Source organism: Leisingera aquaemixtae, from assembly GCF_001458395.1.
Taxonomy (GTDB): domain Bacteria; phylum Pseudomonadota; class Alphaproteobacteria; order Rhodobacterales; family Rhodobacteraceae; genus Leisingera; species Leisingera aquaemixtae.
Genome location: NZ_CYSR01000009.1, coordinates 61,300 through 87,549, shown reverse-complemented (window position 1 = coordinate 87,549; position 26,250 = coordinate 61,300). Strand labels below are relative to the sequence as shown.

Below are 26,250 nucleotides of genomic sequence, written 5' to 3'. Positions count from 1 at the left end.
GCCCCCCAAGCCATCAACCCAACAGGAGCCCCCATGCCCGACTCTCACCCCCCCGCTTCCGCTCCGTCCAAAGCTTCCGATCTGCTTGTTGCCGCGCTGGAGCGGGAAGGCGTCGAATACATCTTTGCCGTCCCCGGCGAGGAGAACCTCGACCTGCTGGAATCCCTGCGCACCTCCAGCATCGAACTGGTGCTGACCCGCCACGAGCAGGGCGCGGGCTTCATGGCGGCGACCTATGGCCGCCTGACCGGCAAGACGGGGGTGTGCATGGCGACACTTGGCCCCGGCGCCACCAACCTGGCCACCGCCGCCGCCTATGCCCATCTGGGGGCGATGCCGCTGATCATGATCACCGGGCAGAAGCCGATCAAGAAATCGAAACAGGGCCGGTTCCAGATCATCGACATCGTCAACCTGTTCGATCCGATCTGCAAGATGTCCAAGCAGATCGTCCACGGCAACACCATCCCCGCCCTGATCCGCGAGGCCTTCCGCACCGCCGAGGAGGAACGCCCCGGCGCGGTGCTGCTGGAACTGCCGGAGGATATCGCCGCCGAGGAAACCGACGCCTCTGTCCTGCAGCCGCACCCGCGCCATTACGCGGTGGCGGGCGACGCGGTGCTGAACGAGGCGGCAGAGATGATCCGGGCCGCCAAGATGCCGCTGCTGCTGGTCGGGGCCGGGGCCAACCGGCGCAAGGCCCGCTCGGCGCTGTGCGATTTCACCGACCTGATCCAGATCCCCTTCTTCAACACCCAGATGGGCAAAGGTGTGGTCGACGAACGCTCGGACCTGTTCCTGGGCACTGCGGCGCTGTCGGATGGCGACTATCTGCACTGCGCCATCGACCGCGCCGACCTGATCATCAACGTCGGCCACGACGTGGTCGAAAAACCGCCCTTTTTCATGGAGGAAGGCGGCACCAAGGTGATCCATGTGAACTACAAGGCGGCGCAGGTCGACCGGGTCTATTTCCCGCAGCTGGAGGTGGTTGGCGATCTGGCCCAATCGATCACCCGGCTGGGCAAGATCCTCGGCGGGCCGCTGGATTTCGACCGCAGCTATTTCGAGCGCGTCAAGCGGGAGACCGACGAACATATCTCCGAAGGCGCCGATGATCCGCGCTTCCCGGTGATCCCGCAGCGGCTGGTTGCCGACACCCGCAAGGTGATGGACGAATGCGATATCATCGCGCTGGACAATGGCATCTACAAGCTGTGGTACGCCCGCAACTACAAGGCCTATCAGCCCAACACCGTGCTGTTGGACAACGCGCTGGCCACGATGGGCGCGGGGCTGCCTTCGGCGATGATGGCGGCCAAGCTGAACCCGGACCGCCGGGTGATGGCGATCTGCGGCGACGGCGGCTTTATGATGAACAGCCAGGAGATGGAAACCGCGGTCCGTCTCGGCCTCAACCTGGTGGTGACGGTGCTGAACGACAGCGCCTATGGCATGATCCGCTGGAAACAGGCCCACGCGGGCTTCGGAGACTGGGGGCTGGAGTTCAACAACCCCGATTTTGTCCAGTACGCAGGCAGCTACGGCGCCACCGGCCACCGGATCGAGCGCACTGAAGATCTGCTGCCTACCTTTGAAAAAGCCTTTGACGCGGGCGGCGTGCATCTGATTGATGTGCCGGTGGACTACAGCGAAAACCAGCGGGTGCTGATCGAGGAACTGGCGGACAAGGTGTGCCTGATATGAGCGAAACCATAGACGTTGTGAACCCGTTCAGCCTGGAGCCTGTCGGCACGGTCGAAACCAGCGGTTGGGGTCAAATCGACGCGATGCTGGACACCGCGCACGGGCTGTTCCGCAACCGCGATGCGTGGCTGCCCGCCTATCAGCGCATAGACATCCTCAAGAAAACCGCCCGGCTGATGGAGGACCGCTTTGACGAGCTGGCGCTCTTGATCGCCAGCGAGGGCGGCAAGCCCCTGGCCGACGCCAAGGTCGAGGTCAAACGCGCCATCGACGGGGTCGGGCTGTGCGTGCATGAGATCGGCCAGATGACCGGCACCGAAATCCCGATGGATCTGACCGAGGCCGGATCGGGCCGCATCGCCTTTACCCAGCGCGAGCCGATCGGCGTGGTGGTGGCCGCCAGCGCCTTCAACCACCCTTTGAACCTGATCGTGCATCAGGTCGCGCCGGCGGTGGCCACCGGCTGTCCGGTGATCGTGAAACCGGCGCAGGACACGCCACTGTCGTGCCAGGCCTTTGTCGCCATGCTGCACGAGGCCGGGCTGCCGCAGGACTGGTGCCGCGATGTGGTCTGTTCCAACGCGGTGGCGGAGAGGATGATCACCGACCCGCGCACGGGGTTCTTCTCCTTCATCGGCTCCGCCCGCGTCGGCTGGATGCTGCGCTCCAAGCTCGCCCCCGGCACCCGCTGCGCGCTGGAACACGGCGGCGCCGCGCCGGTGATCGTGGCCGAGGACGCGGACATCGGCGCGATGATCCCGCTGCTGGCCAAGGGCGGCTTCTACCACTCCGGCCAGGTCTGCGTCTCGGTGCAGCGGGTGTTTGCCCCCGCCGCCAAGGCCGAAGAGATCGCGCAGAAACTGGCCGAAGCGGCACAGGCGCTGAAGGTCGGCGATGCCACCGACCCAACCGTCGACTGCGGCCCGCTGATCCGCCCGGGCGAGGTCGACCGGGTCGAGGACTGGGTGAACGAGGCGCTGGACGGCGGCGCCAGGCTGCTGGCGGGCGGCAAGCGGCTGGGCAAGACCACCTATGCCCCCACCGTGCTGCTGGACCCGCCCGCGGACGCCCGCGTCTCGCAGCAGGAGATCTTCGGCCCGGTGATCTGCGTCTACAGCACCGGCAGCATCGCGCAGGCCATCAAGACCGCCAACAGCCTGCCCTATGCCTTCCAGGCCGCGGTCTTCACCCAAAGCCTGGACACCGCGATGCAGGCGGTGCGCGGGCTGGATGCCACTGCGGTCATGGTCAACGACCACACCGCCTTCCGGGTCGACTGGATGCCCTTCGCCGGCCGCCGCCAGTCCGGCTACAACACCGGCGGCATCGGCTACACCATGCATGACATGACCCAGGACAAGATGGCCGTGATCCGGCTCTGACGCGGGGATGCGCCGGGCAGGGCTGTTCCAGCCCCGCCTAGGACGCCGCCGCCGGGACCGGTTTTTCGTCCCGCGGCGGGATGCCGAACTTGCGGGCATATTCGCGGCTGAACTGGGTCGGGCTTTCATAGCCCACGTCATAGGCCGCCGAGGCCACCGACCGCCCCCCGCTCATCAGCAAGCGCCGCGCCTCCAGCAGCCGCAGCTCCTTCTGGTACTGCAGCGGCGTGGTGGAGGTGAGCGTTTTGAAATGCTCGTGAAAGGTCGACTGGCTCATCCCTGCTGCGGCGGCCAGCTCCGCCACGGCGATCGGCGCCTTGTACCCCGCGCGGATCAGCGCAATCGCCTTGGAAATCCGGCTCGCCGGGCTTTCGTGCAGCAGCAGCTGCCGCAGCATCCCGCCGTGCTGGGCGCGCAGCAGCCGGAAATGGATCTCCCGCAGCACCAGCGGCGCCAGCGCCTGCACCTCCGCCGGGTCCTGCGACAGCCGGAACAGCCGCGCCATCGCATCGGTCAGCGCCGCATCGCTGTCCGCCACGCTCATCGAATGGGTGCCCCGCTGCTGCCCCGCTGCCGCGCCGGCCTCATCATACAGGCTGCGCGCGGTGGCCAGATCCAGCCGCAGCACCAGCGAGACATAGGGCTTGTCCGGCGCGGCATCGATCACCCCCGCCGTCACCGGCAGCGCATGGCTGACAATCAGCGACATGCCCGCGCCATAGCGGATCACCCGGTCTTCCAGATGCGCCTCCTTGGCGCCCTGCAGCACCAGACACATGACGGGTTCATAAACCATCGCCTGAAATTCGGTCGGGGTCTCGCGGCAAAAGGCGAACAGCCCGCCCACCCCGGTCTCGCAGCCGTCCTCCGGCGTGCCCTTGGCGCGGACAAAGGCGGCAACTTCTTCGATCAGATCCTGCGGCACCATCAGCGCACCTCCTGTTGCGGCTGACTATAGGCGCGGGGCAGCCGCGACAGAACCGCAAATCCCGGCGGTCCGGAGGATCAGGCAGATCATCCGGAGGATCAGGCACGGCAATCCGCCCCGCACGCCCTACCTTTTTCTGCACCCAATACAGCCGGGGCGGCGGCAAGCCCTGGCAGCACAACACTTGCGGGAGGATATTTCATGTACACAGACGCAGTTGCAGCAGGCGGCCTGGCGGTGGTGACAGGCGGTGCCAGCGGGGTTGGATTTGCGGCCGCCGAACGCTTTGCCCAGGCCGGGCTGGGGGTGGTGCTGGCCGACCTGCCGGGCGAAGGACTGGACCAGGCGGCAGAGCGCTTGCGCAGCCTGGCTGCGGCGAATGCGCCGGTGCTGGCGGTTCCAACCGACGTCAGCAAGCCCGAAGACCTCGCGGGCCTGGCCGATGCCGCCTTTGACGCGGGCGACGTGGCGGTGCTGATGAACAACGCAGGCATCGCCCGCCCCTCCGGCAGCTGGGAAAACCCGGACGCCTGGCGCGCGATGATCGAGGTGAACCTGTTTGGCGTGCTGAACGGCGTGCAGGCCTTTCTGCCGCGGATGATCGCCGCCGCGCGGCCTGCGGCGGTGGTCAACACCGGCTCCAAACAGGGCATCACCACACCGCCGGGCAATCCGGGATACAATGTCTCCAAGGCGGGGGTGAAGGTGCTGACAGAGATGCTGGCCCATAACCTGCGCCAGGCCGGGGCGCCAATCAGCGCGCATCTGTTTGTGCCCGGCTTCACCTATACCGCCATGATCGCCAGCTTCATGCCGGAAAAACCCGCCGCCGCCTGGACCTCAGAGCAGACGGTGGACCATCTGCTGACCCGCATGGCAGCGGGCGATTTCTATATCCTCTGCCCCGACAACGACGTGACCCCCGCGCGCGACCAGCGCCGGGTCGCCTGGGCCCTGGGCGACATCCTCGAAAACCGCCCGGCCCTGTCGCGCTGGCATCCTGATTACGCCGATGCCTTCGCCGCATTCGAAAAATCCTGACCCGTAAATTACAGCCAAGGGAGACCCCTCAGCCATGGCAATTTCATTGAATCTCAACGGCCAGACGCATCAGGTGGAGGCCGAACCCGGCACCCCGCTGTTGTGGGTGATCCGGGATGAGCTGAAGCTGACCGGCACCAAGTTCGGCTGCGGCGTGGCCGCCTGCGGCGCTTGCACCGTGCATCTGGACGGCGCACCCGTGCGCTCCTGCCAGACCTATGTCGAGGACGCCGAAGGCGCCGAGATCACCACCATCGAAGGGCTGGACTCCAAGGTGTCCAAGGCCGTGCAGGACGCCTGGGTGGAGCTGGACGTGGTGCAATGCGGCTACTGCCAGTCGGGCCAGATCATGTCCGCCGTGGGCCTGCTGAGCGAAAACGCCAGGCCGACGGTGGAGGAGATCGACGATTACATGGACGGCAACGCCTGCCGCTGCGCCACCTACCAGCGCATCCGCGCCGCGATCCAGCGCGCATCCGAAATGATGGAGGCCTGATATGACCCTCGACCCCTCCCGCCGCGGCTTCCTCGCCTCCGCCGCCGCCGCTGCCGCGGTCCTCTATGTCGGCGTCCGCCCGAACGGCGCGCTGGCGGCCGGCGCCGCGCCTGCGCAGTTGAACCCGTTTGTGAAGATCAGCGCCGACGGCACCGTCACCGCCATCGTCAAGCATTTCGAGAAGGGCCAGGGCCCGGCCACCGGCCTCACCACCCTGATCGCCGAGGAGCTGGGTGTCTCGATGGAGGACATTCGTTACGAATTCGCGCCCTCCGATGCCGCGCGCTATGCCAACCTGGCGTTCGGGCAGATGCAGGGCACCGGCGGCTCCACCGCGATGGCCAATTCCTTCATGCAGTACCGCCAGGCCGGGGCCGCCGCGCGCGAAATGCTGATCAAGGCCGCCGCCGAAGCCTGGGGCGCGGACGCCGCCGGGCTGAGCCTTGAAGACGGCATCATCACCGGCGCAGGCCAGTCGGCGCCGATTGCGGAATTCGTTGCCGCCGCCGCCCGGATGGAGGCCCCGGCAGAGCCGCGGCTGAAGGACCCCAGCGCATTCCGGCTGATCGGCAACCCGCAGGTGAAGCGCAAGGACTCCCTGCCCAAGACCAACGGCACCGCGAAGTTTGCGATGGACCTGCATCTGCCGGGTCAGATGGTTGCCGTGATCCTCCGCAGCCCGCGCATGGGCGGGCTGGCCAGCGGATTTGACGATACCGGCGCCAAGGCGGTCAAAGGCTACATCCGCGCCGCCGTCCTGCCCAACCAGGCGGGCGTCGCAGTCTATGCCGAGAACACCTGGGCCGCGTTCCAGGCCCGCGAGGCGATCACCGTGGACTGGGATGTCTCAAACGCCGAACACCGCAGCTCGGACCAGATCCGCGAGGAGCTGCTGGCCGCGGTGAATGCGGAGCCGGAATTCAATGTGACCGGCGCAGACCACGCCGCCACAACGGAGCAGATCGCGGGCGCGGCGCAGGTGGTGGAGCAGACCTTCTACTTCCCGCTGCTGGCGCACGCGCCGATGGAGCCGCTCACCTGCACCATCGAGGCCGACGCGGACGGCGGCGTCACCCTGCACGACGGCTGCCAGTTCCCCAGCGGGCCGCATATGGCACTGGCGCAGATCTTCCAGCTGCCGATGGACAAGGTGCGCATCAACACGATGTTTGCCGGCGGCTCATTCGGCCGCCGCGCCACGCCCACGGCGGATTACCAGGTGGAGGCGGCGCTGGCCTTTGCCCTGACCGACCGCACGCGGCCTGTGAAACTGGTCTGGTCGCGCGAGGATGACATCACCGGCGGCTACTACCGCCCCGCGGTGGCTCACCGGGTGCGGGTTGGTCTGGACGCAGAGGGCAATATCGCCGGCTGGGACCACCGCATCGCCGCGCAGTCGATCCTGAAGGGCACCGCGTTCGAGAGCATGATGGTGCACGGCGGCGTCGATCACAGCTCGGTCGAGGGCGTGGCCGACACCCCCTACCGGATCCCGGGGCAGTTCACCGGGCTCACCGACGTGGCAAAGGCGACCTCCGTGCTGTGGTGGCGCTCGGTCGGGCACACCCACACCGCCTATGTGATGGAGGTGATGATGGACGAGGCCGCCCGCGCCGCAGGCCGCGATCCGGTGGAGTTCCGCCTCGCCCTGCTGGAGGGCGGCGGCGCCGATCAGCAGCGCCTGGCAGGGGTGCTGAAACTGGCCGCCGAAAAGGGCGGCTGGGGCAGCGCGCCGGAGGGCCGCAGCCAGGGCATCGCCGTCCACAAGAGCTTTGGCAGTTACGTGGCCGAGCTGGTGGAGATCTCCGGCAGCGCCGGGGACGGGGTGAAGATCGAGAAAGTCACCTGCGCGGTGGATTGCGGAATCGCCGTCAACCCGGATGTGGTCAAGGCGCAGATGGAGGGCGGCATCGGCTATGGCCTGGGCCATGCGATGCGCAACCAGATCACCCTGACCGAAGGCGTGGTGGACCAGTCCAACTTCCCGGATTACGAGCCGCTGCGGATCGGCGACATCGGCGCCATCGAGGTGCATATCGTGCCCTCTGCCGAGATGCCCACGGGGGTTGGCGAACCCGGCACCCCGCCCGCGGCCCCGGCGCTGGCCAATGCCATCGCGGCGGACGGCCCGCGGGTGACAGAGCTGCCGATGGCCCTGAACGGCGTCAGCTTCGCCTGAGCCTGCCCCGCGCCGGGCACCGTATCCGGCGCGGGAAATTTCTTTTTATTACAGATGCTTGACCGCCAATTGCATCAGATAAGACCCATGGCGATGGCGGACTGCGGGGTGATGCCGAGATCGGCAAATCCCGCCATTCCCTCGCCCACGGTGTTGTCCTGCTCCATCAGCGCGATCTGCGCCCGCGTCACCGGCGGCTGCGGCAGCAGCGACAGCGGCACAGCACCCGCCCGCCACAGCGCAAAGGGCACCGGCAGCAGCAGGCGGCGGCGTCCCGTCCGCACCGCCAGCCGCCGCAGGATTTCCCGGTAGGTGAACACATCCGGCCCGCCCAGCTCAAACACCTTGCGCGGCGCCCGCGCACCATCCAGCAGGCGGCAGACGGCCTCTGCCACATCGCCCGCCCAGACCGGCTGCAGCCGCGTGCGCCCGTTGCCGAACAGCGGGATCACCGGCAGGCGGGCGACGATCTTCTGCAGGTCGCCGAAAAAGGCGCCGCTGCGGCTGAACATCACGCTGGGCCGCAGGATGACGGCGCCCGGAAAGACGCTGCGCACGGCGGCCTCGCCCTCGGCCCGGGCGCGCACATAGGCCGAGGGCGATTGCAGGCTGGCGCCGATCCCGGAGATATGGACCAGCCGCTGCACCCCGCCGTCCCGCGCCAGCCGGGCGATCCGGCGGGCGCCCTCTGCATGAACGTCCTGAAAGCTCTGCTGGCGGGTCTCGGCGTAAAAGCCGATGCAGTTAACCGCGGCTGTGGCGCCCTCCAGCGCCCGGGCCAGGGTGTCCGGGTCCGCCAGATCGGCGCGCAGCAGCCGGACCCCGCGGTCCCAGCTGCCGGGGTAAGAGGCCGCGGCCTCCGGAAACCGTGTTCCGGCGCTGACCGGGCAGCCGCGGTCCTGCAGCCGGCGCACCACCCGCTGGCCCAGAAACCCGGTGCCGCCAAGCACAATCACATTCCGCTCGCTGGTCTTCATGGCGCATTGCCCCGCGTAAGCCTGCGTCAGCGGCGCAGGCCTGTCCCGGCCCGGGTCCGCCCCAGGCCTGCCCGCCCGGCAGCAAACGCCCGGCGGACCATTCCATCGCAGCGCTACCACATAGCGCGGCCGCCCGCCCGCGCCACCGGCGGCAGCAAGTGCGCCGCCCCAGCGCCATCGCCAGCCCGCGTGCGGCGCGGCAGGCGGCGGCAAATTGTCAGCTGACAACTCCGGTAAAATTTTAGGCACCCCACCGGGCTGCCGCGCGGTCAGGGCGGGCTGCCCGGGCACCGGCCTCAGACCGTCAGATCCTCCAGGATCCGGTCCATCATCGCATCGCAGGCGGCCAGCTGGCTCAGCTCCAGATACTCGTCCGGCTGGTGCCCCTGCCCCGCCATCGACCCCGGGCCGCAGACCACGGTTGGAATGCCCAGCCGGTCAAAGACCCCGGCCTCGGTGCCAAACGCCACCTTGGTGCAGCCGCGGCTGCGGGCCAGGGTGCGGGCATAGACCGCAACCGGGCTGTCCGCTGGCGTGCCGAGGCCGGGATAGGCGCTGTCCAGCGCCACCTCGATGCAGGCCTCCGGCGCCGGATAACGGGCAGAGACCCGGTCCGCCGCCGCCCGGATGCGGGCCATTATGTCCTCGGGCCGGTCGGCGGGCAGATGGCGGTATTCAAACGCCAGCTCAGCCCGGTCCGGCACGATGTTGAGCGCACTGCCGCCAGAGAGCGTCCCGGCATGAACCGTGGTGTAAGGCACGTCATAGGCCGCATCCCGCGCGCCATGGGCGGCGAAGTCCGCCTGCAGCGCGCGCAGTTCCGCCAGGAAGTCCGCCGCCAGATGCAAGGCGTTGGTGAATTGCGGCGCCAGCGCCGAATGGCCGCTCCGGCCGCGGCAGACGGCCCGCAACGCGGTCTTGCCCTTGTGGCCTGTGGCCACCTGCATCTGCGTCGGCTCGCCCACGAAACAGGCGCGCGGGCGGCCCGCCAGCGGCGCCAGCCGGTCAAGCATCTGCTGAATGCCAACGCAGCCAACCTCCTCGTCATAGGACAGCACAATCTTCAGCGGCGCCTTCAGATCAGCCGCCGCCGCCCGCCCGGCCAGCGCCAGCACGCTTGCCGCATAGCCCTTCATGTCGGTGGTGCCGCGGCCATAGACGCGCGCGCCCTCACGGGTCAGGCGGAAGGGGTCGCGGCTCCACGCCTGCCCGTCCGCCGGCACCACATCGGTATGCGCCGACAGCAGAACCCCCGCCCCCGCCGGGCCGGTTTCGGCATAGAGCCCGGTCTTGCGCCCGCAGGGCGACGGCAGGCGCGTCACCCGAAAGCCGTGCCCCGTCAGAACACCCTCCGCATAGGCGGCCAGGTCCAGGTTGGAGTTGCGGCTGACCGTGTCAAAGGCGGTCAGCCGCTCCAGGATCTCCAGCGTCCCGGCAAGGTCAGTCAAGCCGGAACCCGATCTTCAGCGCGACCTGATAGTGGGCGACCTTGCCGTCCTCGACATGGCCGCGGATCTCGCCGACCTCGAACCAGCTGATGTGGTCGATGGTCTTGGCGGCCCGGGCAATCGCGCCGCTCACCGCATCCTCGATGCTGCTGGCGGAGCTGCCCACCACGTCAACCGTCTTGTAAATTGCGTCACTCATCACGTTTCTCCTCACTCTGCGGCCAGCCCGGCAATGGCGCGCGGCACCTGCGGCGCGCCGCCGGTACCGGCCCGTTCAGCGCCAGCCAGTGTGACGGATTTGCTGCCTGCGTCCAGCCATTCCGCCTCAAAGGCCCCGGGGATGCCCCCCCGAGCTGCGGCCTATCGCGGCGGCGGCGCGGCCAGACCCGGCAGCGCGCCGTCCGTCACCCGCTCCGCGCAGTGGGCGGCAAAGGCGCGGATGGTGCTCGACTGCTCCGCATCCGGCGCCATCAGCAGCCCCATCCGCATCGGGCGCAGATCCCCCTTCAGCGGGATGAACCTCAGCGGTTTGCCATCCGGCGACCGGTCGTTGACCGGGCGGATATTGGCAATCGAATAGCCATAGCCATTGGCCACCAGGCTGCGCATCACCGCCATGTCGCGGGTGCGCTCCGCCACGTTGAGCGTGATCCCGGCCTGCTGGAAGAACGACAGGAAATAATCCGCGCTGAACGGCAGATCCAGCAGCACCATCGGATGCGCGCAGAGCGCCTCCACCGTGACCTCCGGCAAATCCGCCAGCGGATGGCCTTCGCCCGCCAGCGCATAGGGCGGCAGCTCCGCCAGCGGGATGAAGCGCAGATCGGCCGGAATATCCAGGTCATAGGTCAGCGCGATGTCCAGCTCCGCCCGCCGGATGCCGCTGAAGATGGCCGCCTGATCCAGCTCGATCTGGCGCACGGTCACATCGCCATAGCGGTCCTCGAAGCTGCGCCGCACCGCAGGCAGCACCACCTGGGCAAAGGTCAGCAGGCAGCCGACCGCCAGCGGCCCGCGCACCTGGCCGCAGATGCCGTCTGCGATTTCGGCCATGCGGGCGGCCTCGCGCAGCACGCAGCGGGCCTGCGCCAGCATCACCCGCCCCGCCTGGGTCAGCGCTAGCCCCTGCGCGTGGCGGCGGACAAACAGCGGCACCCCGAATTCCTGTTCCAGCTGCGCAATCGCCGCCGAGATCGAGGGCGAGGACACATTCACCTTCTCCGAGGCCAGCGCGATTGACCCCGCCTCCCCCACGGCGGCGAAATACTCCAGCTGGCGCAGCGTGTATCTGACAGGCAAGGGCAGGCTCTCCCGGGGCTTGGCGGATCAGGGCGCATCCTTGATCCGGGCGGTTATCAGCGCAGTCTACGTCTGCGGCAGGGGCAAGGACAGGGGCCGCGCGCCCCCGCGCAGCTCCGGCCCCCGCTGACGGTCATTCGTCGCCGGGCACGCCGTAGGACGGGGCCGCCCGCGGGTCGAGGGCGCGCTGCACATAGGCGTCCAGCTGCGGCCTGTAGATCTCCCAGGCGGCGGCGACCGCCTCCACCGGGCAGTCCTCGCTCCAGTCGCAGCGCAGGTCGGCCACCGGCCAGCTCACCTTGTCGACCAGCTTCAGCCCCGCGGAATGCACCGGCCCGGCCTCGCCGCCCGCCGCCAGCCCGGCGCGCAAGGCGGCCACCAGCCGGCCGCCCAGATGCCCTTCAGCCGCCTGAAACCTCTCCACGATCGCCTGGCACCCCCCGCCGTTGGCCAAAAGATTGCCGCCCGAGGCCACGTCCCGGCCCTCTGCCTGCGCCCAGATCCCCAGCGCGTTCACCCCGGAATGAATGGCGGTGCCGCCCGCGCGGTCTACCGCCAGCACCTGCCGGTATTCCATGAAGCTGCCGCGCCGCTGCACTTCCTGCAGGGCCTCAGCCGCGCTCAAACCCTGCTCCATCAGGTCCAGCGCCAAGGGCCCGAGGCTGGGGTCGGTCACGTTCTGGCTGGCCGCCGCGCCGGTGCCCGCCCGGGCAAAGGAACAGCGCGCCGCCACCGCTGGCGACGACGACGCGATTGCCACCCCGAACATGCCGCTGTCCGCACAGCGCGCCACAAGCGAAAATGTCATTGTCCCTACTCCTCACCAGCCACCGGCGATGATCCGTTCTTCATCTGGCCGGAAATATCCTCGGGGGTGAATTGAGCCGAAGGCTCAAGAGGGGGCAGACAGCCCCCTTCGCGCTTCCGGATTAGTCCGGGATCACCGCCGTGGCGTCGATCTCCACCAGCCACTCGGGCCGCGCCAGCGCCTGCACCACCAGCCCGGTGCTCACCGGATACACCCCTTTGATGTATTCGCCCATGGTGCGGTAGACCGCCTCGCGGTGGCGCACGTCGGTGATATAGACCACGACCTTCACCAGATGCTCCATCGAGCCGCCGGCCTCCCCGATCAGCTGCCGGATGTTCTGCATCACCTTATGGGTCTGCTCTGCCGGATCGTGGCTGCCGATGTTCTTCGCATCATCCAGGTTCTGCGGGCACTGGCCGCGCAGATAGACGGTCTTGCCTCCATAGGTCACAACCGCCTGGCACAGGTCGTTGTCCAGGTTCTGTTCCGGGTAGGTGTCCCGGGTGTTGAACTTGCGGATGCGGGTATGGGCCATGGTGTTCTCCTGTCATGACGGCGGGCGGGCGGCTGGGGAGGCTGGGGCGCAATCCGCCCTCAGGCCTGCTCCGCGCCGCACCCGGCAGGGCCGCGGTAGCTTTCATAGTGGCGCTGGATGGCGATCTGGTCCGCCACATGGCTGGCATCATGCCAGACACCCCAGATAAAGGTCGAGCCGCGCCGCGACTGCCAGGGCAGGCCCAGAAAATAGACGCCCGGCGCGCGCGACACCCCGCGCTGGTGCTGCGGGCGGCCCTGATCGTCGAACGCATCCGCCTTCAGCCAGCTGAAATCCTGCCGGAAGCCGGTCGCCCAAAGAATAGTGGTGATGCCCTGCGCCTCCAGGTCCAGCGTGCGCAGCGGGCGGGTCAGGCACTCCGGATCGGGGAAGGGCTCGCGCGCCTGCGGCTCCTCCGGCAGATCAAGGCCGTTGCGCGCCGCATAGGCGTCGGCGAGGTCGAGGATCTTCAGGTAATCGGCATCGCCATTGGCGATGTTCTGCTGCAGGTCGCCCGCAAAAGCCAGCACCCCGCCCTCAAAGGCTTCGGCCATCCCCAAGAGGGTCACGCCCTCGCCCGCCAGACGGCGGAAATCCATCGTCCGGCCGCCATAGGCGCCGCTGACGGAGATCGTCACATGCTGCCTGCCCGGCTCCTGCGCTGCCGCGTCCCACAGGCCCAGCACTCCCAGCCACCAGACATAATCGCGGCCGCGGTACCGACGCGGCGGCCGGTCGTGCGGCCCCACCGACAGATAGACCTTGCGGCCCGCGCGGTTCAGCTCATCGGCGATCTGCGCGCCGGAGGAACCCGCCCCCACCACCAGCACCGCGCCGTCCGGCAGCTGCCCGGGGTTGCGGTAGTGGAAGGAATGCAGCTGATGCACGCCGGCCCCGTCCGGCACCAGCGGCGGGATCACCGGATGCTGAAAGGCGCCAGTGGCGGCGACGATGCGCTGCGCCTCGATCACCCCGTCCGAGGTTTCCACCCGGAACCTGCCGCAGCCGTCGAGGCGTTCTGCCTTCAGCACCTCCACCCCGGTGCGGACCGGCGCGCTGATGCGCGCGGCATATTCGGCGAAATACTCCGCCACCCGGTCCTTGCCCGCAAAAACCTCCGGGCCGGTGCCGGTGAATTCGAGATTGGGAAAGCGGTCATGCCAAGCCGGTCCGTTGGCGACCAGGGAATCCCAGCGGCCGGTCCGCCAGGCCTCGGCGACGCGGTTCTTTTCCAGCACCAGATGCGGCACGCCGTTACGGCTCAGATGCTCGCTCATGGCGATGCCCGCCTGGCCTGCGCCAACCACCAGCGTGTCAACCGTTTCTGCCGCCATATCCATCCCCCTGCAATCCTGCGCAGGCTGCTGCCCTGCTGCGCTGTCCCGGCAGCATTTCCACAACGCCGGGCCAAGGCAAAGAATTGCATGGCGAACCGCCGCTTCGCTTTAGGCTAAGCAAGGAGTTTTCCCTGCTTTCAGGGCCTTGCGGGACATCCGCGGCACAGCCCGCCCCAGCGCGCGGCCGTCAGCGCATCACAAAGGGATCGGGGACAGGATCGTCGCTGGTGCGCAGCCAGACCGTCTTCACCCTGGTGTAATCCAGCGCCGCCTGCAGCCCGCCCTCGCGCCCGTGACCGGACAGCCCGTGGCCGCCAAAGGGCGCAACCGGGCTGACCGCGCGGTAGGTGTTGACCCAGACAATCCCCGCCCGGATGCCCCGGATCATCCGGTGCGCCCGGGTCAGGTTCTGAGTGAACACGCCCGAGGCGAGGCCGAAGGCGGTGCTGTTGGCAATCTCCACCGCTTCCGCTTCGGTCCCGAACGCCACAACAGACAGGACGGGGCCAAAAAATTCGGTGCTGAGGCAGGGCGCCCCCGGCGCCTCCGAGCAGTCCAGCACCGTGGGCGGGAAGTAGAACCCCTCCCCCTCCGGCACGGTGCCGCCAGTGATCAGCTTCGCACCCGCCTCGACCGACGCCGCGATCAGCCGCAGCGCATGGCCGCGCTGTTTGAGGGTACAAAGCGGCCCCACTTCAGTCGCCATGTCATCCGGCGCGCCGATCACCACCGCCTCGGCCTTTTCCTTCAGCCGCTTCAGAAACGCATCCTTGATGCCCCTCTGGATCACCAGCCGCGATCCGGCTACGCAGCTTTGCCCGGTGGCGGCAAAGATCCCCGACACCTGCGCATTGACCGCGCTTTCCAGATCGGCGTCGTCAAACACGATAAACGGCGACTTGCCGCCCAGCTCCAAGGAGGTGGAGGCGAGGTTTTCCGCCGAATTGCGCACGATATGGCGCGCGGTGTCCGGCCCGCCGGTGAAGGCCACATGCGCGACCGATGCGTGGCTGGTCAGCGCCGCCCCCGCCTCCGGCCCGCCGGTGATCACGTTCAGCACGCCGGGCGGAAAGCCCGCCTGATCAAAGATCCGAGCAAATTCCAGCATCGGCGCCGGGCCGTCCTCCGACGCCTTCAGGACCACCGTGCAGCCCGCCGCCAGCGCCGGGCCGATTTTGACGGCAGACAGGAACAGCTGCGAATTCCACGGCACGATGGCGGCCACCACCCCCACCGGCTCGCGCCGCAGCCAGACCTCCATGTCGGGTTTATCAATCGGCAGATGCGCGCCCTCGATCTTGTCGGCAAGGCCTGCGTAATAGCGGTAGTAGTCCGCCACATAGGCGATCTGGGCCGAGGTTTCGCGGATGATCTTGCCGGTGTCGCGTGTTTCCAGCTCCGCCAGCCGGGGCGCGTTTTCCGCCACCAGATCCGCCAACCGCAGCAGGAGCTTGCCGCGCTGGGTGGCACTCATGCCCGCCCACTCGGGTGAGAAGAATGCAGTCTCTGCGGCCCGAACCGCCCGGTCCACATCCGCCGCCGATGCGCTTGGCATCCGCGCCCAGGCTTTGCCGGTGGCCGGATCGAGGCTGGCAAAGGTCTCGCCTGCGTCCTCAAACGCCCCGCCAATATACTGCTGGAAGGTCTGCATCTGCCGCTCCCTTACTGAAACGCTGGCATCACTTGCGCGATGAACCGCTCAAGCGAGGCTTTCTTGCGCTCGAAGCTCATGCTGGAGTCGATCCAGAACGAATATTCGTCATACCCCAGCGCCTCGTATTTCTTCAGCCGCTCGATCACCGCCGCCGGTTCGCCGATCACCAGATCGCGCTCCATCGCCTCGGGCGAGTAGAACGGATGGGCTGCGATTTCCTCATCTGAAAGCGGGTCGATCAGGCCCTGCGACACGTCCCGCTGGTTCATGAACCACGCCCCGAAGTAACAGTAGAAGCGGTTGAGCTCCTCCGCCCCGCGTTTCACGTCCGCGGCGCTGTCCGCCACATAGGTGTGCTGCAACAGCATGATCCTGGGCCGCGGCACGTCACTATGCTTGGCGCAGGCGTCGTTGAACTTTCCCATCAGGTCGGCGATTTCCGCATCGCCTTTCCACAACGGTGTCACCTGCACGTTGCAGCCATTGGCCACTGCGAATTCGTGGCTGTTCGGATCGCGCGCCGCCACCCAGACCGGCGGGCCGTTTTCCTGCAGCGGCTTGGGCGAAGAGGGCGTCTTGGGGAAGGCGTGAAACTCCCCCTCCTGCGCGTAATCGCCCTGCCACAGGCCCTGCACCGCCGGGATCAGCTCCCGCATCCGCTGGCCCGCCTCCCAGGCGTCCATGCCGGGCATCATCCGCTCGTATTCGAACGAATAGGCGCCGCGCGCGATGCCCAGATCCAGGCGGCCATTGGTGATGATGTCGGTCATCGCCGCCTCGCCCGCCAGCCGGATCGGATGCCAGAACGGCGCAATCACCGTCCCCGTCCCCAGCCGCACGTTCCGGGTGTGGCGCGCCACGTCAATGAGGTTCAGGAACGGGTTCGGCGAGATGGTGAAATTCATCCCGTGATGCTCACCCGTCCAGACCGCGTGCATACCGCCGTCATCGGCGATTTTGCACAGCTGGATGAACTCGTCATACAGCTGCTTCTGATCCTCTCCTTCAGAGATCCGCTCCATATGCGCAAAGAGGGAAAACTTCATGCGCCCTTGCTCCCTGTGGCAACGGGCCGAACCTGCCCGCTGGTCTGATTGCCGTAATACACTCCGAAATTGCCCATCCGGCTTTCACTGGCAAACCGCTCCAGCATGGTGCAGACCGCCGCATCGGCGATGTCCATCAGCGTGGATTGGGTCAGGGCCGTGAAAACACCCTTGGCCGGTGTGCCGCCGGCCGACTGGCACAGGAACGAGATGTGCTGATGTTCGCGCGCCTTGTCTTCGAAGACGGAATAGATGAACCCCGGCTCCGCCGCGACGCCGGTCTCCGCGATCAGCCGGGCGAGCGCGGCGGAGGCGCCCTCCTTGCCCACCCGGGTTTCCGGCAGCGTCAGCTTGCCCTGGCCGTTGCCCATAAGCAGCACCTTGCCCTCATGCTCGATCAAGGCCGAGACAATGAGCTTGGCCCCCTGGCTCAGCGCCTCCGCCTCCGCCGCCGCCGTCACATAGGCGCCTCGGGCGTATCCCAGCCCCGGCGCGGGCGAGGTCTCAAACGCCTCGACCCGGCCGATCAGGATCAGATGGTCGCCCGCCTCGACCCGGTTGTGCATGGAACAGTCGAACCAGGCGGAAACGCCCGCGAACACCGGGCTGCCCTGCGGTCCCTTTTGCCAGTTCACGGCAGCAAAGCGGTCCTCGACGGGGCGGGCGAAGGTGTTGGAGACATCCTTCTGATCCTCCGCCAGCACATTGACGGCAAAGCCTGCGGCCTGTTCAAACGCGGCGTAGTTGCTGGAGGAATTGGCGATGCAGACCAGCACCAGCGGCGGGTCCAGCGAGACAGAGGTGAAGGAGTTGGCGGTGAAGCCGATGGGGTTTCCGTCCGGATCATGCGCTGTCACCACCGTGACGCCGGTCATGAAGGTGCCAAAGGCATTGCGTAAGGATCTCGGGTCAAGGTCGCTCATGACGGCTCCTCCTCGTTCAGCCAGTCCCGCAGGGCGGCGTTGACTTCTGGGGGCGCGGTCAGGTTCACCATATGCCGGTGGCCTTCGATGACAACCGCCCTGCCCCGCGGCGCGGCCCTTGCCATCGCCTCAGCCATTTCCGGCGTTGAGTTCGGGTCGCCATCGCCGGTCAGCGCCAGGAGCGGGCAGCGGATGCCGCCGAAGCCGTCCGCATAGGTGCTGTCGCCGCGGGCAAAGGCAGTGTAAGCGGCCGCGTAGCCTGCAAGGTTCACAGCCGACAGCCATCCGGCAACTTTCGCCCGCGCCGCTTGGTCTGCGGCGCTTTCCCCGAACCAGCGCGCCAGCGGCGTTTCCAGATCAAAGCTGCCCGCGCGGATTTCGGCGGCGCGCGCCTCCACCGCAGCCCGTGCCCCGGCTGAACGGCGGAACACCCCGTTCAGCAGCGCCACGCGGGCCACGTTCTCAGGATGACAGACCGCATAGCCGTCGGCAATCAGCGCGCCCATCGAATGCCCCGCCAGGGAAACCGGCCCCAGATCCAGCGCCGTCAGCACCTCATGCAGCCACGCCACATAGTCCGGCAGCTCCGCGCCCTCCGGCAGCGATGCGCTGCCGCCGTGGCCGGGCATGTCCAGCGCGATCACCTGATGGGTTTCCGATAGCGCCTCAATCTGCGGCCCCCAGGCCGCCGACTGCATGCCAACCCCGTGGATCAGCACCAGCGGCGCCCCATGCCCGCTTTCTGGCCCTGCCCGCTGGCAGGAAACTGGCCCGTAAGGCTCAGACAGCGGCAGGGTTGTCGGCGTCATGGCCCAGTTCCTTCAGGTCCTGATAGCGGTCGCCGATACGGTGATGCGGCCGCCCGCCGATGGAGGCGCCAAGCGCGATCACGATCTCATCCGGGCCGGGCGCATCGGCCACCGACAGCTGGATGGTCAGGTAATGGCTGCGCCGCCCGCCGTCGTTCTTGTCCATCAGCGGGATCTGCAAGGGCGCATTGGCCGGCCCGCGGGTGTTGGTGAAGGCGAGGTAGGACTTCGCCCCCACCGCCTCGCGGAAGTGGTTGCCGAAGCGCAGCGTGTGGATCAGGGCGGAGGCATGTTCGACCTCGCCGTTGACGCCGACGATGGCGGATTTGCCGTAACCCTCCACCTTGTCGCCGCCGCCTGCGGCCTCCAGGATCATCGCGGTCAGCCTGGCCCCCAGACCCGGCGCGCAGTCGTGGATGGCCGGGCGCAGATCCTCGACAAACCCCTGCCCCGCCCAGGGGTTTTTGATCACCGCCACCGCGGCAATCATTTTCAGCGGCACCTCAGCCGGTTTGCCGCCCTCGATCAGGGTCTCTTCGACATGCAGCATCGTCTTGCGGATCTCGGCGGGCATGGGCGGGTCTTTCCTGTCTGATTCCAGTTGCCGTAATATGGTATACCATCATACAGTATGTCAATGCAGCCTTGTTCCGCCCTGCCCCTGTTGCTATCGGAGGTCCCATGACCAGTCCCGTTATGAGCAAGATCGACCACCCGCCGCAGACCCTGCGCGATATCGTGCAGGAGCGGATGCGCGAGGCGATCATCTCCGGCCAGTTTGCCCCCGGCGCGCGGCTGGTAGAGCGCCCTCTGTGCGACCAGCTTGGCGTCAGCCGCACCGTGGTGCGCGAAACCATCCGCTATCTGGAGGCGGAGGGGCTGGTGGAGATCCTGCCCGGCAAGGGCCCGATTGTGGCGCAGCTCAGCTGGGAGGACGCGCGGCAGATCTACGACATCCGCCAGATGCTGGAGACCGCCGCCGCCACCGCCTGCGCGCAGAACATCACGCCAGCGCTGGCGGAGCAGCTGAAGGCCGCGCTGCTGGAGCTGCAAGAGGCGGTGGCGGCAGGCGTGCCCGGCCCGATGCTGCGCGCCACGACGGAGTTTTACCGGATCATCTTTGCCGGCGCCGGCCACACGGTCGCCTGGGAGATCGCCCAGCGTCTGAACGGCCGCATCAGCCGCCTGCGGGCGGTGACGCTTTCGACTGCCGAGCGGCAGAAACCCGGCCCCGCCCATATGCAGGAGATCTGCGCGGCCATCGTATCAGGCGATGCCAAGGCCGCGCAGGCCGCCATTGAACAGCATCTGAGTGACGCGAAACACACTGCCGAGCGCCTGCTGAAAGAGGAGTAACCGATTTCCTGCGAGGAAATCGGCCATGAAAAATCGATTTTTCATGGCTGAAATCCGCGCCGGATTTCAGCCTGCGGGCCGCTTGCCCCGGCAGCTAAGCCTCAGATCCGCGGCGGCTGAGGCGGATCGGCGCGGAAGGGTTTCAGGCTGTCGACAAAGGCGTCCAGGAAATCCAGCGCCAGCAGCGAGCGGCTGCCCGACACCGGCCGCAGGATCGACAGCCGGTGGTGCAGCTCCGGCGCAAACGGCACGATGGCGATGCCCTGGCCGCGGAACTGCTCGGCGTCCAAGGCGCTCACCACCGAGGCGCCCTGCCCCTGGCTGATGATGATGCAGGCGGTGGAGAACTGGCGCACCTCGATCCAGCTGTTCAACTCCACCCCGTCTTCGGAAAACGCCTTGTGCAGCTTGCGGAAAAACGGGCTGTCGCGCCGGGTGTGGATGATCTTGCGGTCCCGCAGATCGCGGGGCGAGATAACATCCTGTTCTGCCAGCGGATCCCCTTCGGGCAGCACGCAGACGGTGCGCATCGGGATGTCGATGTTTTCCACCGCCGGATGGGCGGCAAAGCCGTCGGTGATGCCGCAGTCATACTGCTCGCCGATGATCCACTCCAGGATCCGCTCCGGCCGGTCCGGTTCCAGCGTCAGCCGCACGCCGGGGCGGTGCTCCAGGAACCGGGCCAGCAGCTTGGGCAGCAGCGCCGTGGCAAAGCCCGGCAGGCAGGCGATGCGCAGATGCCCGGCGGTGCGCTCGGTCAAGTCGCGGTTGAGTTCTTCCAGGTGGTTCAGGCTGTCGAACACGCGCCCCACCTCGGACAGCAGGTACCGTGCCTCGCTGGTGGGAATCAGCACACCGTCCTGGCGGGTGAACAGCTCCACCGCCACCGATTTTGAAAAATCCGAAAGCAGCCGGCTGGCGGCTGGCTGCGAGATTCCCAGCGTCTCCGCCGCCCGGGTGACAGAGCCCGTGCGGGCCACGGCCTGAAAGGCCTCAAGCTGTCTGAGACTGAATTTCAAGGGATTAGCGGCCTTCGGCTGGGGGTGAACACGCGGCGGCATAACATGATGTTATGATTTTTGTCAAAAAACTTTTGCTTGAATTATTCCCTTGGCCGGACAAAAGCTTTTGCAGAACAAAACTGGGAGAGAAGATTATGTCCGTTAAATCCTTGCTCTGCGCCTCGGCCGTTCTGGCCGTTGCCGGCAGCACCGCATTTGCAGAAACCGAAATTCAGTGGTGGCACGCCATGGGCGGCACCAATGGCGAGCGCGTCAACAAGATTGCCGAAGATTTCAACGCCACCCAGGACGATTACAAGGTCGTGCCGGTTTACAAGGGCAACTACACCGAGACGATGACCGCGGCGATTGCTGCCTTCCGCGCCAAGGAACACCCGCAGCTTGTGCAGGTCTTCGAGGTCGGCACCGCCACCATGATGTCCGCCAAGGGCGCGATCTACCCGGTCGAGCAGCTGATGAACGACACAGGCGAGCCGTTTGACGGCGACGCCTTCCTGCCCGCCGTGGTCTCATACTACGAGACCCCCGAGGGCGAGCTGCTGTCGATGCCGTTCAACAGCTCCACCCCGGTGCTGTGGTATAACAAGGACGCGCTGGACGCGGCCGGCGCCGAGGTGCCCGAAACCTGGGACGAGGTGAAAACCGCCGCGCAGAAGCTGGTCGATAACGGCATGAAATGCGGTGTCTCCTTCGGCTGGCAGTCCTGGGTGATGATCGAGAACTTCTCGGCCTGGCACAACCTGCCCACCGGCACCCAGGAAAACGGCTTTGCGGGCTTTGACACCGAACTGACCTTCAACAACGACAAGCTGGCCGCGCGCCTGGATGATGTCGCGTCGATGGGCAAGGACGGCCTGTTCGTCTACGGCGGCCGCCGCGGCGACAGCCTGCCGCTGTTCACCAACGGCGAATGCGGCATGTGGATGAACTCCTCGGCCTATTACGGCTCGATCAAGGATCAGGCCGGGTTCGAATTCGGCCAGACCATGCTGCCGCTGGACACCAAGGTGGCCGACGCGCCGCAGAACTCGATCATCGGCGGCGCCACCCTGTGGGTGCTGGCCGGCCACGAGGAAGAGGAATACAAAGGCACCGCCAAGTTCCTGACCTACCTGTCCTCGCCCGAGGTGCAGGCCTGGTGGCATCAGGAGACCGGGTACGTGCCGATCACCACCGCCGCCTATGAGCTGTCCAAGGAGCAGGGGTTCTATGACAGCAACCCGGGCACCGACACCGCGATCAAGCAGTTGAGCCTGAACACGCCCACCGCCAACAGCCGCGGTCTGCGCTATGGCAACTTCGTGCAGGTCCGCGACGTGATCAACGAGGAGCTGGAAGCACTGTGGGGCGGCGAGAAAACCGCACAGGAGGCGCTGGACGCGGCGGTTGAGCGCGGCAACGACCTGCTGCGCAAGTTCGAGCGCACCGCGAAGTAAATCACTCTGACACATCCGGCCCTGCCGCCCTCCCCCGGGCGGCAGGGTCATTTTCCTGATCGGGGTTCCTCATGCTCAAACGGGTGCATTTCCCAACCTCGGCGCTGCCCTACCTGCTGGTGGCGCCGCAAATCGCCATCACCCTGGTGTTCTTCCTCTGGCCTGCCAGCCAGGCGATGTATCAGTCGTTTCTGATCGAGGACGCCTTTGGCCTTGGCACCGAATTCGTCTGGTTCGAGAATTTCGAGGTTCTCGCCACCGATCCCCATTATCTGGCCAGTTTCCAGCGCACCGCGGTGTTCTCGCTCCTGGTGGCGGCGCTGTCGATGGGCGTTGCGCTGATCCTCGCGGGCTTTGCCCAGCGGGTGGTGCGCGGCGCCATGTTTTACCGCACCATGCTGATCTGGCCCTATGCGGTGGCGCCGGTGCTGGCGGGCGCGCTGTGGGTGTTCATGTTCAACCCCACCCTTGGCATCTTCCCCTATTTCCTGGAATTCGCGGGCATCACCTGGAACCACTACCTCAATGGCACCCAGGCGATGGCGCTGGTGATCCTGGCCGCGGCGTGGAAGCAGGTGGCCTATAACTTCCTGTTCTACCTTGCCGCCATGCAGTCGATCCCCAATTCCGTGATCGAGGCCGCCGCCATCGACGGCGCAGGCCCGGCGCGGCGGTTCTGGACCATCATCTTCCCGCTGATCTCGCCCACCACGTTTTTCCTTTTGGTGATCAACATGGTCTACGCCTTTTTCGAGACCTTCGGCATCATCCACGCCGTCACCCAGGGCGGCCCCGGCACCTCCACCACCATCCTGGTCTACAAGGTGTTCAACGACGGCTTTGTCGGCCTCGACCTCGGCGGCTCCGCCGCGCAGTCGGTGGTGCTGATGGTGCTGGTGATCGCCATGACCGTGGTCCAGTTCCGCTTTGTTGAAAGAAAGGTGGCTTACTGATGGTCGAAAACCGCCCCCTTACCGCCTTCCTCACCCATCTGGTGCTGATCCTTGGCGTTCTGGCGATTGCGCTGCCGGTGTGGATCACCTTTGTCGCCGCCACCCACGACCAGCTGCGGATGAATCAGGCGCCGCTGCCGCTGTGGCCCGGCGATCACTTCCTGGTCAACATGAAGCAGACCCTGTTCGGCTCCGGCCTCAGCGGGACCGAGACCGCGCCGGTCTGGCTGATGCTGCTGAACTCACTGGCGATGGCGCTGATGATCTCCACCGGCAAGATCGCGATTTCGCTGCTGTCGGCCTTTGCCATCGTCTACTTCAAGTTCCCGTTCCGCATGACCTTCTTCTGGATGATCTTCATCACCCTGATGCTGCCGGTCGAGGTGCGGATCCTGCCGACCTTCGAGGTGGTCGCCAACCTCGGGATGCTGAACAGCTACTGGGGCCTGTCGGTCCCGCTGATCGCCTCGGCCACCGCAACGTTCATGTTCCGCCAGGTGTTCCTGACGGTGCCGGATGAGCTCTTGGAAAGCGCCCGCATAGACGGCGCCGGGCCGCTCCGGTTCTTCTTCGACATCCTGCTGCCCTTGTCGCGCACCAATATCGCGGCGCTGTTCGTGATCCTGTTCATCTTCGGCTGGAACCAGTACCTCTGGCCGCTTTTGATCACCACCGACACCTCGATGACGACCATCGTGATGTCGATCAAGCAGATGCTGGAAGCGGCGGAGCAGAGCCCGCAATGGAACATCATCATGACCACGGCCCTGCTGGCGATGATCCCGCCGGTGTTTGTGGTCATCGCAATGCAAAAGCTCTTTGTGCAGGGCTTGACGGAAACCGATAAGTAAGGCGCCCCGAATAATGGCTGATATTCAACTCAAAGACCTGGTGAAATCCTACGGCCCGACCGAGGTGCTGCACCATATCGAAGGCGACATCAACGATGGCGAGTTCATCGTCATCGTCGGCCCCTCCGGCTGCGGCAAGTCCACGCTGTTGCGGATGGTGGCGGGGCTGGAAAGCGTCACCTCCGGTGAAATCTCCATCGGCGGACGCCGGGTGAACGAGCTGGAACCCTCGGCGCGCGATATCGCCATGGTGTTCCAGAACTACGCGCTTTATCCGCATATGTCGGTGCGCCAGAACATGGCCTATGGCCTGAAGATCCGCAAACTGCCGAAGGACGAGATCAACCGCCGCGTCGAGGAGGCGGCGGAGATCCTGGAGATCAAGCAGTACCTCGACCGCAAGCCGCGGCAGCTGTCGGGCGGCCAGCGTCAGCGGGTCGCGATGGGCCGCGCCATCGTGCGCGATCCGCAGGTGTTCCTGTTCGACGAGCCGCTTTCAAACTTGGATGCCAAGCTGCGGGTGCAGATGCGGCTGGAGATCCGCAAGCTGCAGCAGCGGCTGGGGGTCACGTCGATCTACGTCACCCACGATCAGGTGGAGGCGATGACGCTGGGCGACCGGCTGATGGTGCTGAACGGCGGCTATGTGGAGCAGTTCGGCACCCCGATCGAGCTTTATGACCGCCCCGCCTCGGTGTTTGTGGCGGGCTTCATCGGCAGCCCGGCGATGAATTTCTTCCCGGCAGAACTCAGCGGCGGCCAGGCCGCCCTGCCCGGCGGCGGCGTGCTGCCGGTGGCCTCCGCCCATTCCGGCACCGCCACCCTGGGCCTGCGCCCGGAACATCTGATGCAAGACCCCGCAGGCCCCATCGCCATCGAGGTGGAGCTGCTGGAACAGCTGGGCGCCAACACCCTGATCCACGGCCGCCTGCCGGGCACCGATCTCAGCATCACCGCCAGCGTGCCGGGCCATGCCAATGACGGCACCGGCAGCATCCGCCGCTTTTCCGTCGCGCCGGAGCTGACCCATCTGTTCGATCCCGCCACCGGCAAACGTCTGGAGGACTGATGCAGTACCCCCAGATCCCCGCCTTCGCCGCCCGGCCCGGAGTGATCCGCCTGATCGGCCACCGCGGCGCCCGCGGCGTGCTGCCGGAAAACACGATGGAAGGCTTTGCGTTTGCCCTGACCGCCGGGGTGGAACTGCTGGAGCTGGACGTGACCGCCACCCGCGACGGCGTTCCGGTGATCACCCACAACCACCGCCTGACCCGCTCGATGATCCGCGGCGCCGATGGCTGCTGGCTGCAGGGGGAGGAGCCGAAGGTGTCGTCTCTGACCTATGCGGAGCTGCAGGCCTATGACGCGGGCGGGCTGGACGGGCGCAGCACCTATGGCCAGCGGTTCCCGGATCAGGCGTTTCTGACCGGCGTGCGCATTCCCCGGCTGGCGGACCTGCTGGCACTGCTGCAGCGGCCTGAGCATCACAACGTGCATTTGCTGCTGGAGATCAAATCCGATCCGGACCTGATCGGCGACAGCGCCGCGCGGCGGAACCTGGTGGAGGCAGTGGTGTCAGAGGTGCGCAAGGCCCATATGCAGCCGCGCACGGTGCTGCACAGTTTCGACTGGGACCTGCTGGCGGAGTGCCAGCGGATCGCGCCGGAGATGCCTGCCTCCTTCCTGACCCAGCTGCCGGACAATGCCGATGACCCGGGCGAGGACTCCTCCAAGGCAGTGAACCCGGTGGCGGGCTTCAGTGCCATTGACCTGCCGGACCGGGTGGCCGCCGCCAAGGGCCAGTTCTGGTGCCCCTATTTTCTGGACATCACAGCAGACGCGCTGGCCCGCGCCCGCGCGCTGGGGCTGGTGACGGTGGTCTGGACGGTGAATGAGCCGGAAGACATCGACCGGATGATCGCCCTAGGGGTCGATGCGATCTGCACCGATTATCCGGGGCGGGTGCAGCGGCGCTTGCTGATGCACGGGCTGCACTGGCGCACAGACTAAACAAAGCCGTTTCCCTGCAAGGGAAACGGCCATGAAAAATTAGATTTTCA

The 26,250-nt window shown here is 66.7% G+C and carries 25 protein-coding genes; 11 read left to right on the top strand and 14 right to left on the bottom strand.

All coding sequences use genetic code 11. The annotated features are described in order from the left end of the window. Nucleotides 1–33 precede the first annotated feature (33 nt). Both PHA8399_RS03550 and PHA8399_RS03545 read left to right on the top strand, forming a co-directional pair. Entirely contained in the window at nt 34–1,707 is a 1,674-nt protein-coding gene (locus PHA8399_RS03550; protein ID WP_058284817.1) for an acetolactate synthase large subunit, read from the top strand. Further along, complete coding sequence (locus tag PHA8399_RS03545) at nt 1,704–3,089, top strand: aldehyde dehydrogenase family protein (protein WP_058284816.1); 1,386 nt, start codon at nt 1,704–1,706, stop codon at nt 3,087–3,089. Before PHA8399_RS03550 ends, PHA8399_RS03545 begins: the two co-directional genes overlap by 4 nt. A 37-nt stretch (nt 3,090–3,126) precedes the next feature. Here PHA8399_RS03545 and PHA8399_RS03540 read toward each other — a convergent pair whose 3' ends face one another. Further along, complete coding sequence (locus PHA8399_RS03540; RefSeq protein ID WP_058284815.1) at nt 3,127–4,017, bottom strand: AraC family transcriptional regulator; 891 nt, start codon at nt 4,015–4,017, stop codon at nt 3,127–3,129. Between the two features lie 201 nt (nt 4,018–4,218). Here PHA8399_RS03540 and PHA8399_RS03535 point away from each other — a divergent pair, with 201 nt between their 5' ends. Genes PHA8399_RS03535 through PHA8399_RS03525 form a run of 3 tightly spaced genes read left to right on the top strand, consistent with a single transcriptional unit; the run spans nt 4,219 to nt 7,733 of the window. Then, nucleotides 4,219–5,058, top strand: coding sequence for an SDR family NAD(P)-dependent oxidoreductase (locus tag PHA8399_RS03535; RefSeq protein ID WP_058284814.1), 840 nt, complete (start codon nt 4,219–4,221; stop codon nt 5,056–5,058). 34 nt (nt 5,059–5,092) lie between these two features. Next, nucleotides 5,093–5,554: a (2Fe-2S)-binding protein gene (locus PHA8399_RS03530; protein WP_058284813.1), complete on the top strand. Its 462-nt coding sequence runs from the start codon at nt 5,093–5,095 to the stop codon at nt 5,552–5,554. 1 nt (nt 5,555) lies between these two features. Next, nucleotides 5,556–7,733 (top strand): xanthine dehydrogenase family protein molybdopterin-binding subunit, encoded by a 2,178-nt coding sequence (locus PHA8399_RS03525; protein ID WP_058284812.1) that lies wholly within the window; start codon nt 5,556–5,558, stop codon nt 7,731–7,733. A 74-nt stretch (nt 7,734–7,807) separates the two neighbouring features. Here PHA8399_RS03525 and PHA8399_RS03520 read toward each other — a convergent pair whose 3' ends face one another. From PHA8399_RS03520 to PHA8399_RS03465, 12 genes are all read right to left on the bottom strand, one after another. Beyond that, nucleotides 7,808–8,710, bottom strand: a complete 903-nt coding sequence (locus tag PHA8399_RS03520; RefSeq protein WP_058284811.1) for a complex I NDUFA9 subunit family protein — start codon at nt 8,708–8,710, stop codon at nt 7,808–7,810. A 296-nt stretch (nt 8,711–9,006) separates the two neighbouring features. Continuing rightward, nucleotides 9,007–10,158, bottom strand: a complete 1,152-nt coding sequence (gene argE / locus PHA8399_RS03515; protein ID WP_058284810.1) for an acetylornithine deacetylase — start codon at nt 10,156–10,158, stop codon at nt 9,007–9,009. After that, nucleotides 10,151–10,357, bottom strand: coding sequence for a dodecin (locus tag PHA8399_RS03510; protein ID WP_058284809.1), 207 nt, complete (start codon nt 10,355–10,357; stop codon nt 10,151–10,153). Before PHA8399_RS03510 ends, argE begins: the two co-directional genes overlap by 8 nt. A 161-nt stretch (nt 10,358–10,518) precedes the next feature. Continuing rightward, nucleotides 10,519–11,457: a LysR family transcriptional regulator gene (locus PHA8399_RS03505; RefSeq protein ID WP_058284808.1), complete on the bottom strand. Its 939-nt coding sequence runs from the start codon at nt 11,455–11,457 to the stop codon at nt 10,519–10,521. Nucleotides 11,458–11,590: 133 nt separating this feature from the next. After that, entirely contained in the window at nt 11,591–12,265 is a 675-nt protein-coding gene (locus PHA8399_RS03500) for a DUF1028 domain-containing protein (protein ID WP_058284807.1), read from the bottom strand. Nucleotides 12,266–12,386: 121 nt separating this feature from the next. Further along, nucleotides 12,387–12,803 (bottom strand): RidA family protein, encoded by a 417-nt coding sequence (locus tag PHA8399_RS03495; protein WP_058284806.1) that lies wholly within the window; start codon nt 12,801–12,803, stop codon nt 12,387–12,389. Between the two features lie 59 nt (nt 12,804–12,862). Beyond that, entirely contained in the window at nt 12,863–14,137 is a 1,275-nt protein-coding gene (locus PHA8399_RS03490; protein ID WP_058284847.1) for a flavin-containing monooxygenase, read from the bottom strand. Nucleotides 14,138–14,327: 190 nt separating this feature from the next. Beyond that, nucleotides 14,328–15,791, bottom strand: coding sequence for an aldehyde dehydrogenase (locus PHA8399_RS03485; protein ID WP_058284805.1), 1,464 nt, complete (start codon nt 15,789–15,791; stop codon nt 14,328–14,330). An 11-nt stretch (nt 15,792–15,802) separates the two neighbouring features. Then, nucleotides 15,803–16,840, bottom strand: a complete 1,038-nt coding sequence (locus tag PHA8399_RS03480) for an LLM class flavin-dependent oxidoreductase (RefSeq protein WP_058284804.1) — start codon at nt 16,838–16,840, stop codon at nt 15,803–15,805. Beyond that, nucleotides 16,837–17,763, bottom strand: coding sequence for a flavin reductase (locus PHA8399_RS22870; protein WP_058284803.1), 927 nt, complete (start codon nt 17,761–17,763; stop codon nt 16,837–16,839). The genes PHA8399_RS03480 and PHA8399_RS22870 overlap by 4 nt, the downstream gene beginning before the upstream one ends. Next, the gene (locus PHA8399_RS03470) at nt 17,760–18,572 is read right to left on the bottom strand and encodes an alpha/beta fold hydrolase (protein WP_058284802.1); all 813 of its coding nucleotides are present in this window, start codon (nt 18,570–18,572) and stop codon (nt 17,760–17,762) included. Before PHA8399_RS03470 ends, PHA8399_RS22870 begins: the two co-directional genes overlap by 4 nt. After that, nucleotides 18,544–19,146 (bottom strand): amino acid synthesis family protein, encoded by a 603-nt coding sequence (locus tag PHA8399_RS03465; protein ID WP_058284801.1) that lies wholly within the window; start codon nt 19,144–19,146, stop codon nt 18,544–18,546. The genes PHA8399_RS03470 and PHA8399_RS03465 overlap by 29 nt, the downstream gene beginning before the upstream one ends. 107 nt (nt 19,147–19,253) lie before the next feature. Between PHA8399_RS03465 and PHA8399_RS03460 the strand changes: the two genes are divergently transcribed. Beyond that, nucleotides 19,254–19,928: a GntR family transcriptional regulator gene (locus PHA8399_RS03460; RefSeq protein ID WP_058284800.1), complete on the top strand. Its 675-nt coding sequence runs from the start codon at nt 19,254–19,256 to the stop codon at nt 19,926–19,928. A 101-nt stretch (nt 19,929–20,029) separates the two neighbouring features. On the opposite strand, the gene PHA8399_RS03455 is transcribed toward PHA8399_RS03460, so the two are convergent. Beyond that, nucleotides 20,030–20,947 carry a LysR substrate-binding domain-containing protein gene (locus PHA8399_RS03455; RefSeq protein ID WP_082649455.1) on the bottom strand — a complete coding sequence of 306 codons (918 nt, stop codon included), beginning with the start codon at nt 20,945–20,947 and terminating at the stop codon, nt 20,030–20,032. A 137-nt stretch (nt 20,948–21,084) separates the two neighbouring features. Here PHA8399_RS03455 and ugpB point away from each other — a divergent pair, with 137 nt between their 5' ends. From ugpB to PHA8399_RS03430, 5 genes are all read left to right on the top strand, one after another. Next, nucleotides 21,085–22,386, top strand: coding sequence for a sn-glycerol-3-phosphate ABC transporter substrate-binding protein UgpB (gene ugpB / locus PHA8399_RS03450; RefSeq protein WP_058284798.1), 1,302 nt, complete (start codon nt 21,085–21,087; stop codon nt 22,384–22,386). A gap of 71 nt (nt 22,387–22,457) precedes the next feature. Continuing rightward, nucleotides 22,458–23,339, top strand: coding sequence for a sn-glycerol-3-phosphate ABC transporter permease UgpA (gene ugpA / locus PHA8399_RS03445; protein WP_058284797.1), 882 nt, complete (start codon nt 22,458–22,460; stop codon nt 23,337–23,339). Beyond that, nucleotides 23,339–24,190 (top strand): sn-glycerol-3-phosphate ABC transporter permease UgpE, encoded by an 852-nt coding sequence (ugpE, locus tag PHA8399_RS03440; RefSeq protein WP_008558167.1) that lies wholly within the window; start codon nt 23,339–23,341, stop codon nt 24,188–24,190. Before ugpA ends, ugpE begins: the two co-directional genes overlap by 1 nt. A 13-nt stretch (nt 24,191–24,203) precedes the next feature. After that, on the top strand, nt 24,204–25,259 hold the full coding sequence (locus tag PHA8399_RS03435; protein ID WP_058284796.1) for a sn-glycerol-3-phosphate import ATP-binding protein UgpC: 1,056 nt from the start codon (nt 24,204–24,206) through the stop codon (nt 25,257–25,259). Next, nucleotides 25,259–26,200, top strand: a complete 942-nt coding sequence (locus tag PHA8399_RS03430; RefSeq protein ID WP_058284795.1) for a glycerophosphodiester phosphodiesterase family protein — start codon at nt 25,259–25,261, stop codon at nt 26,198–26,200. The genes PHA8399_RS03435 and PHA8399_RS03430 overlap by 1 nt, the downstream gene beginning before the upstream one ends. The last annotated feature ends 50 nt before the right edge of the window (nt 26,201–26,250 follow it).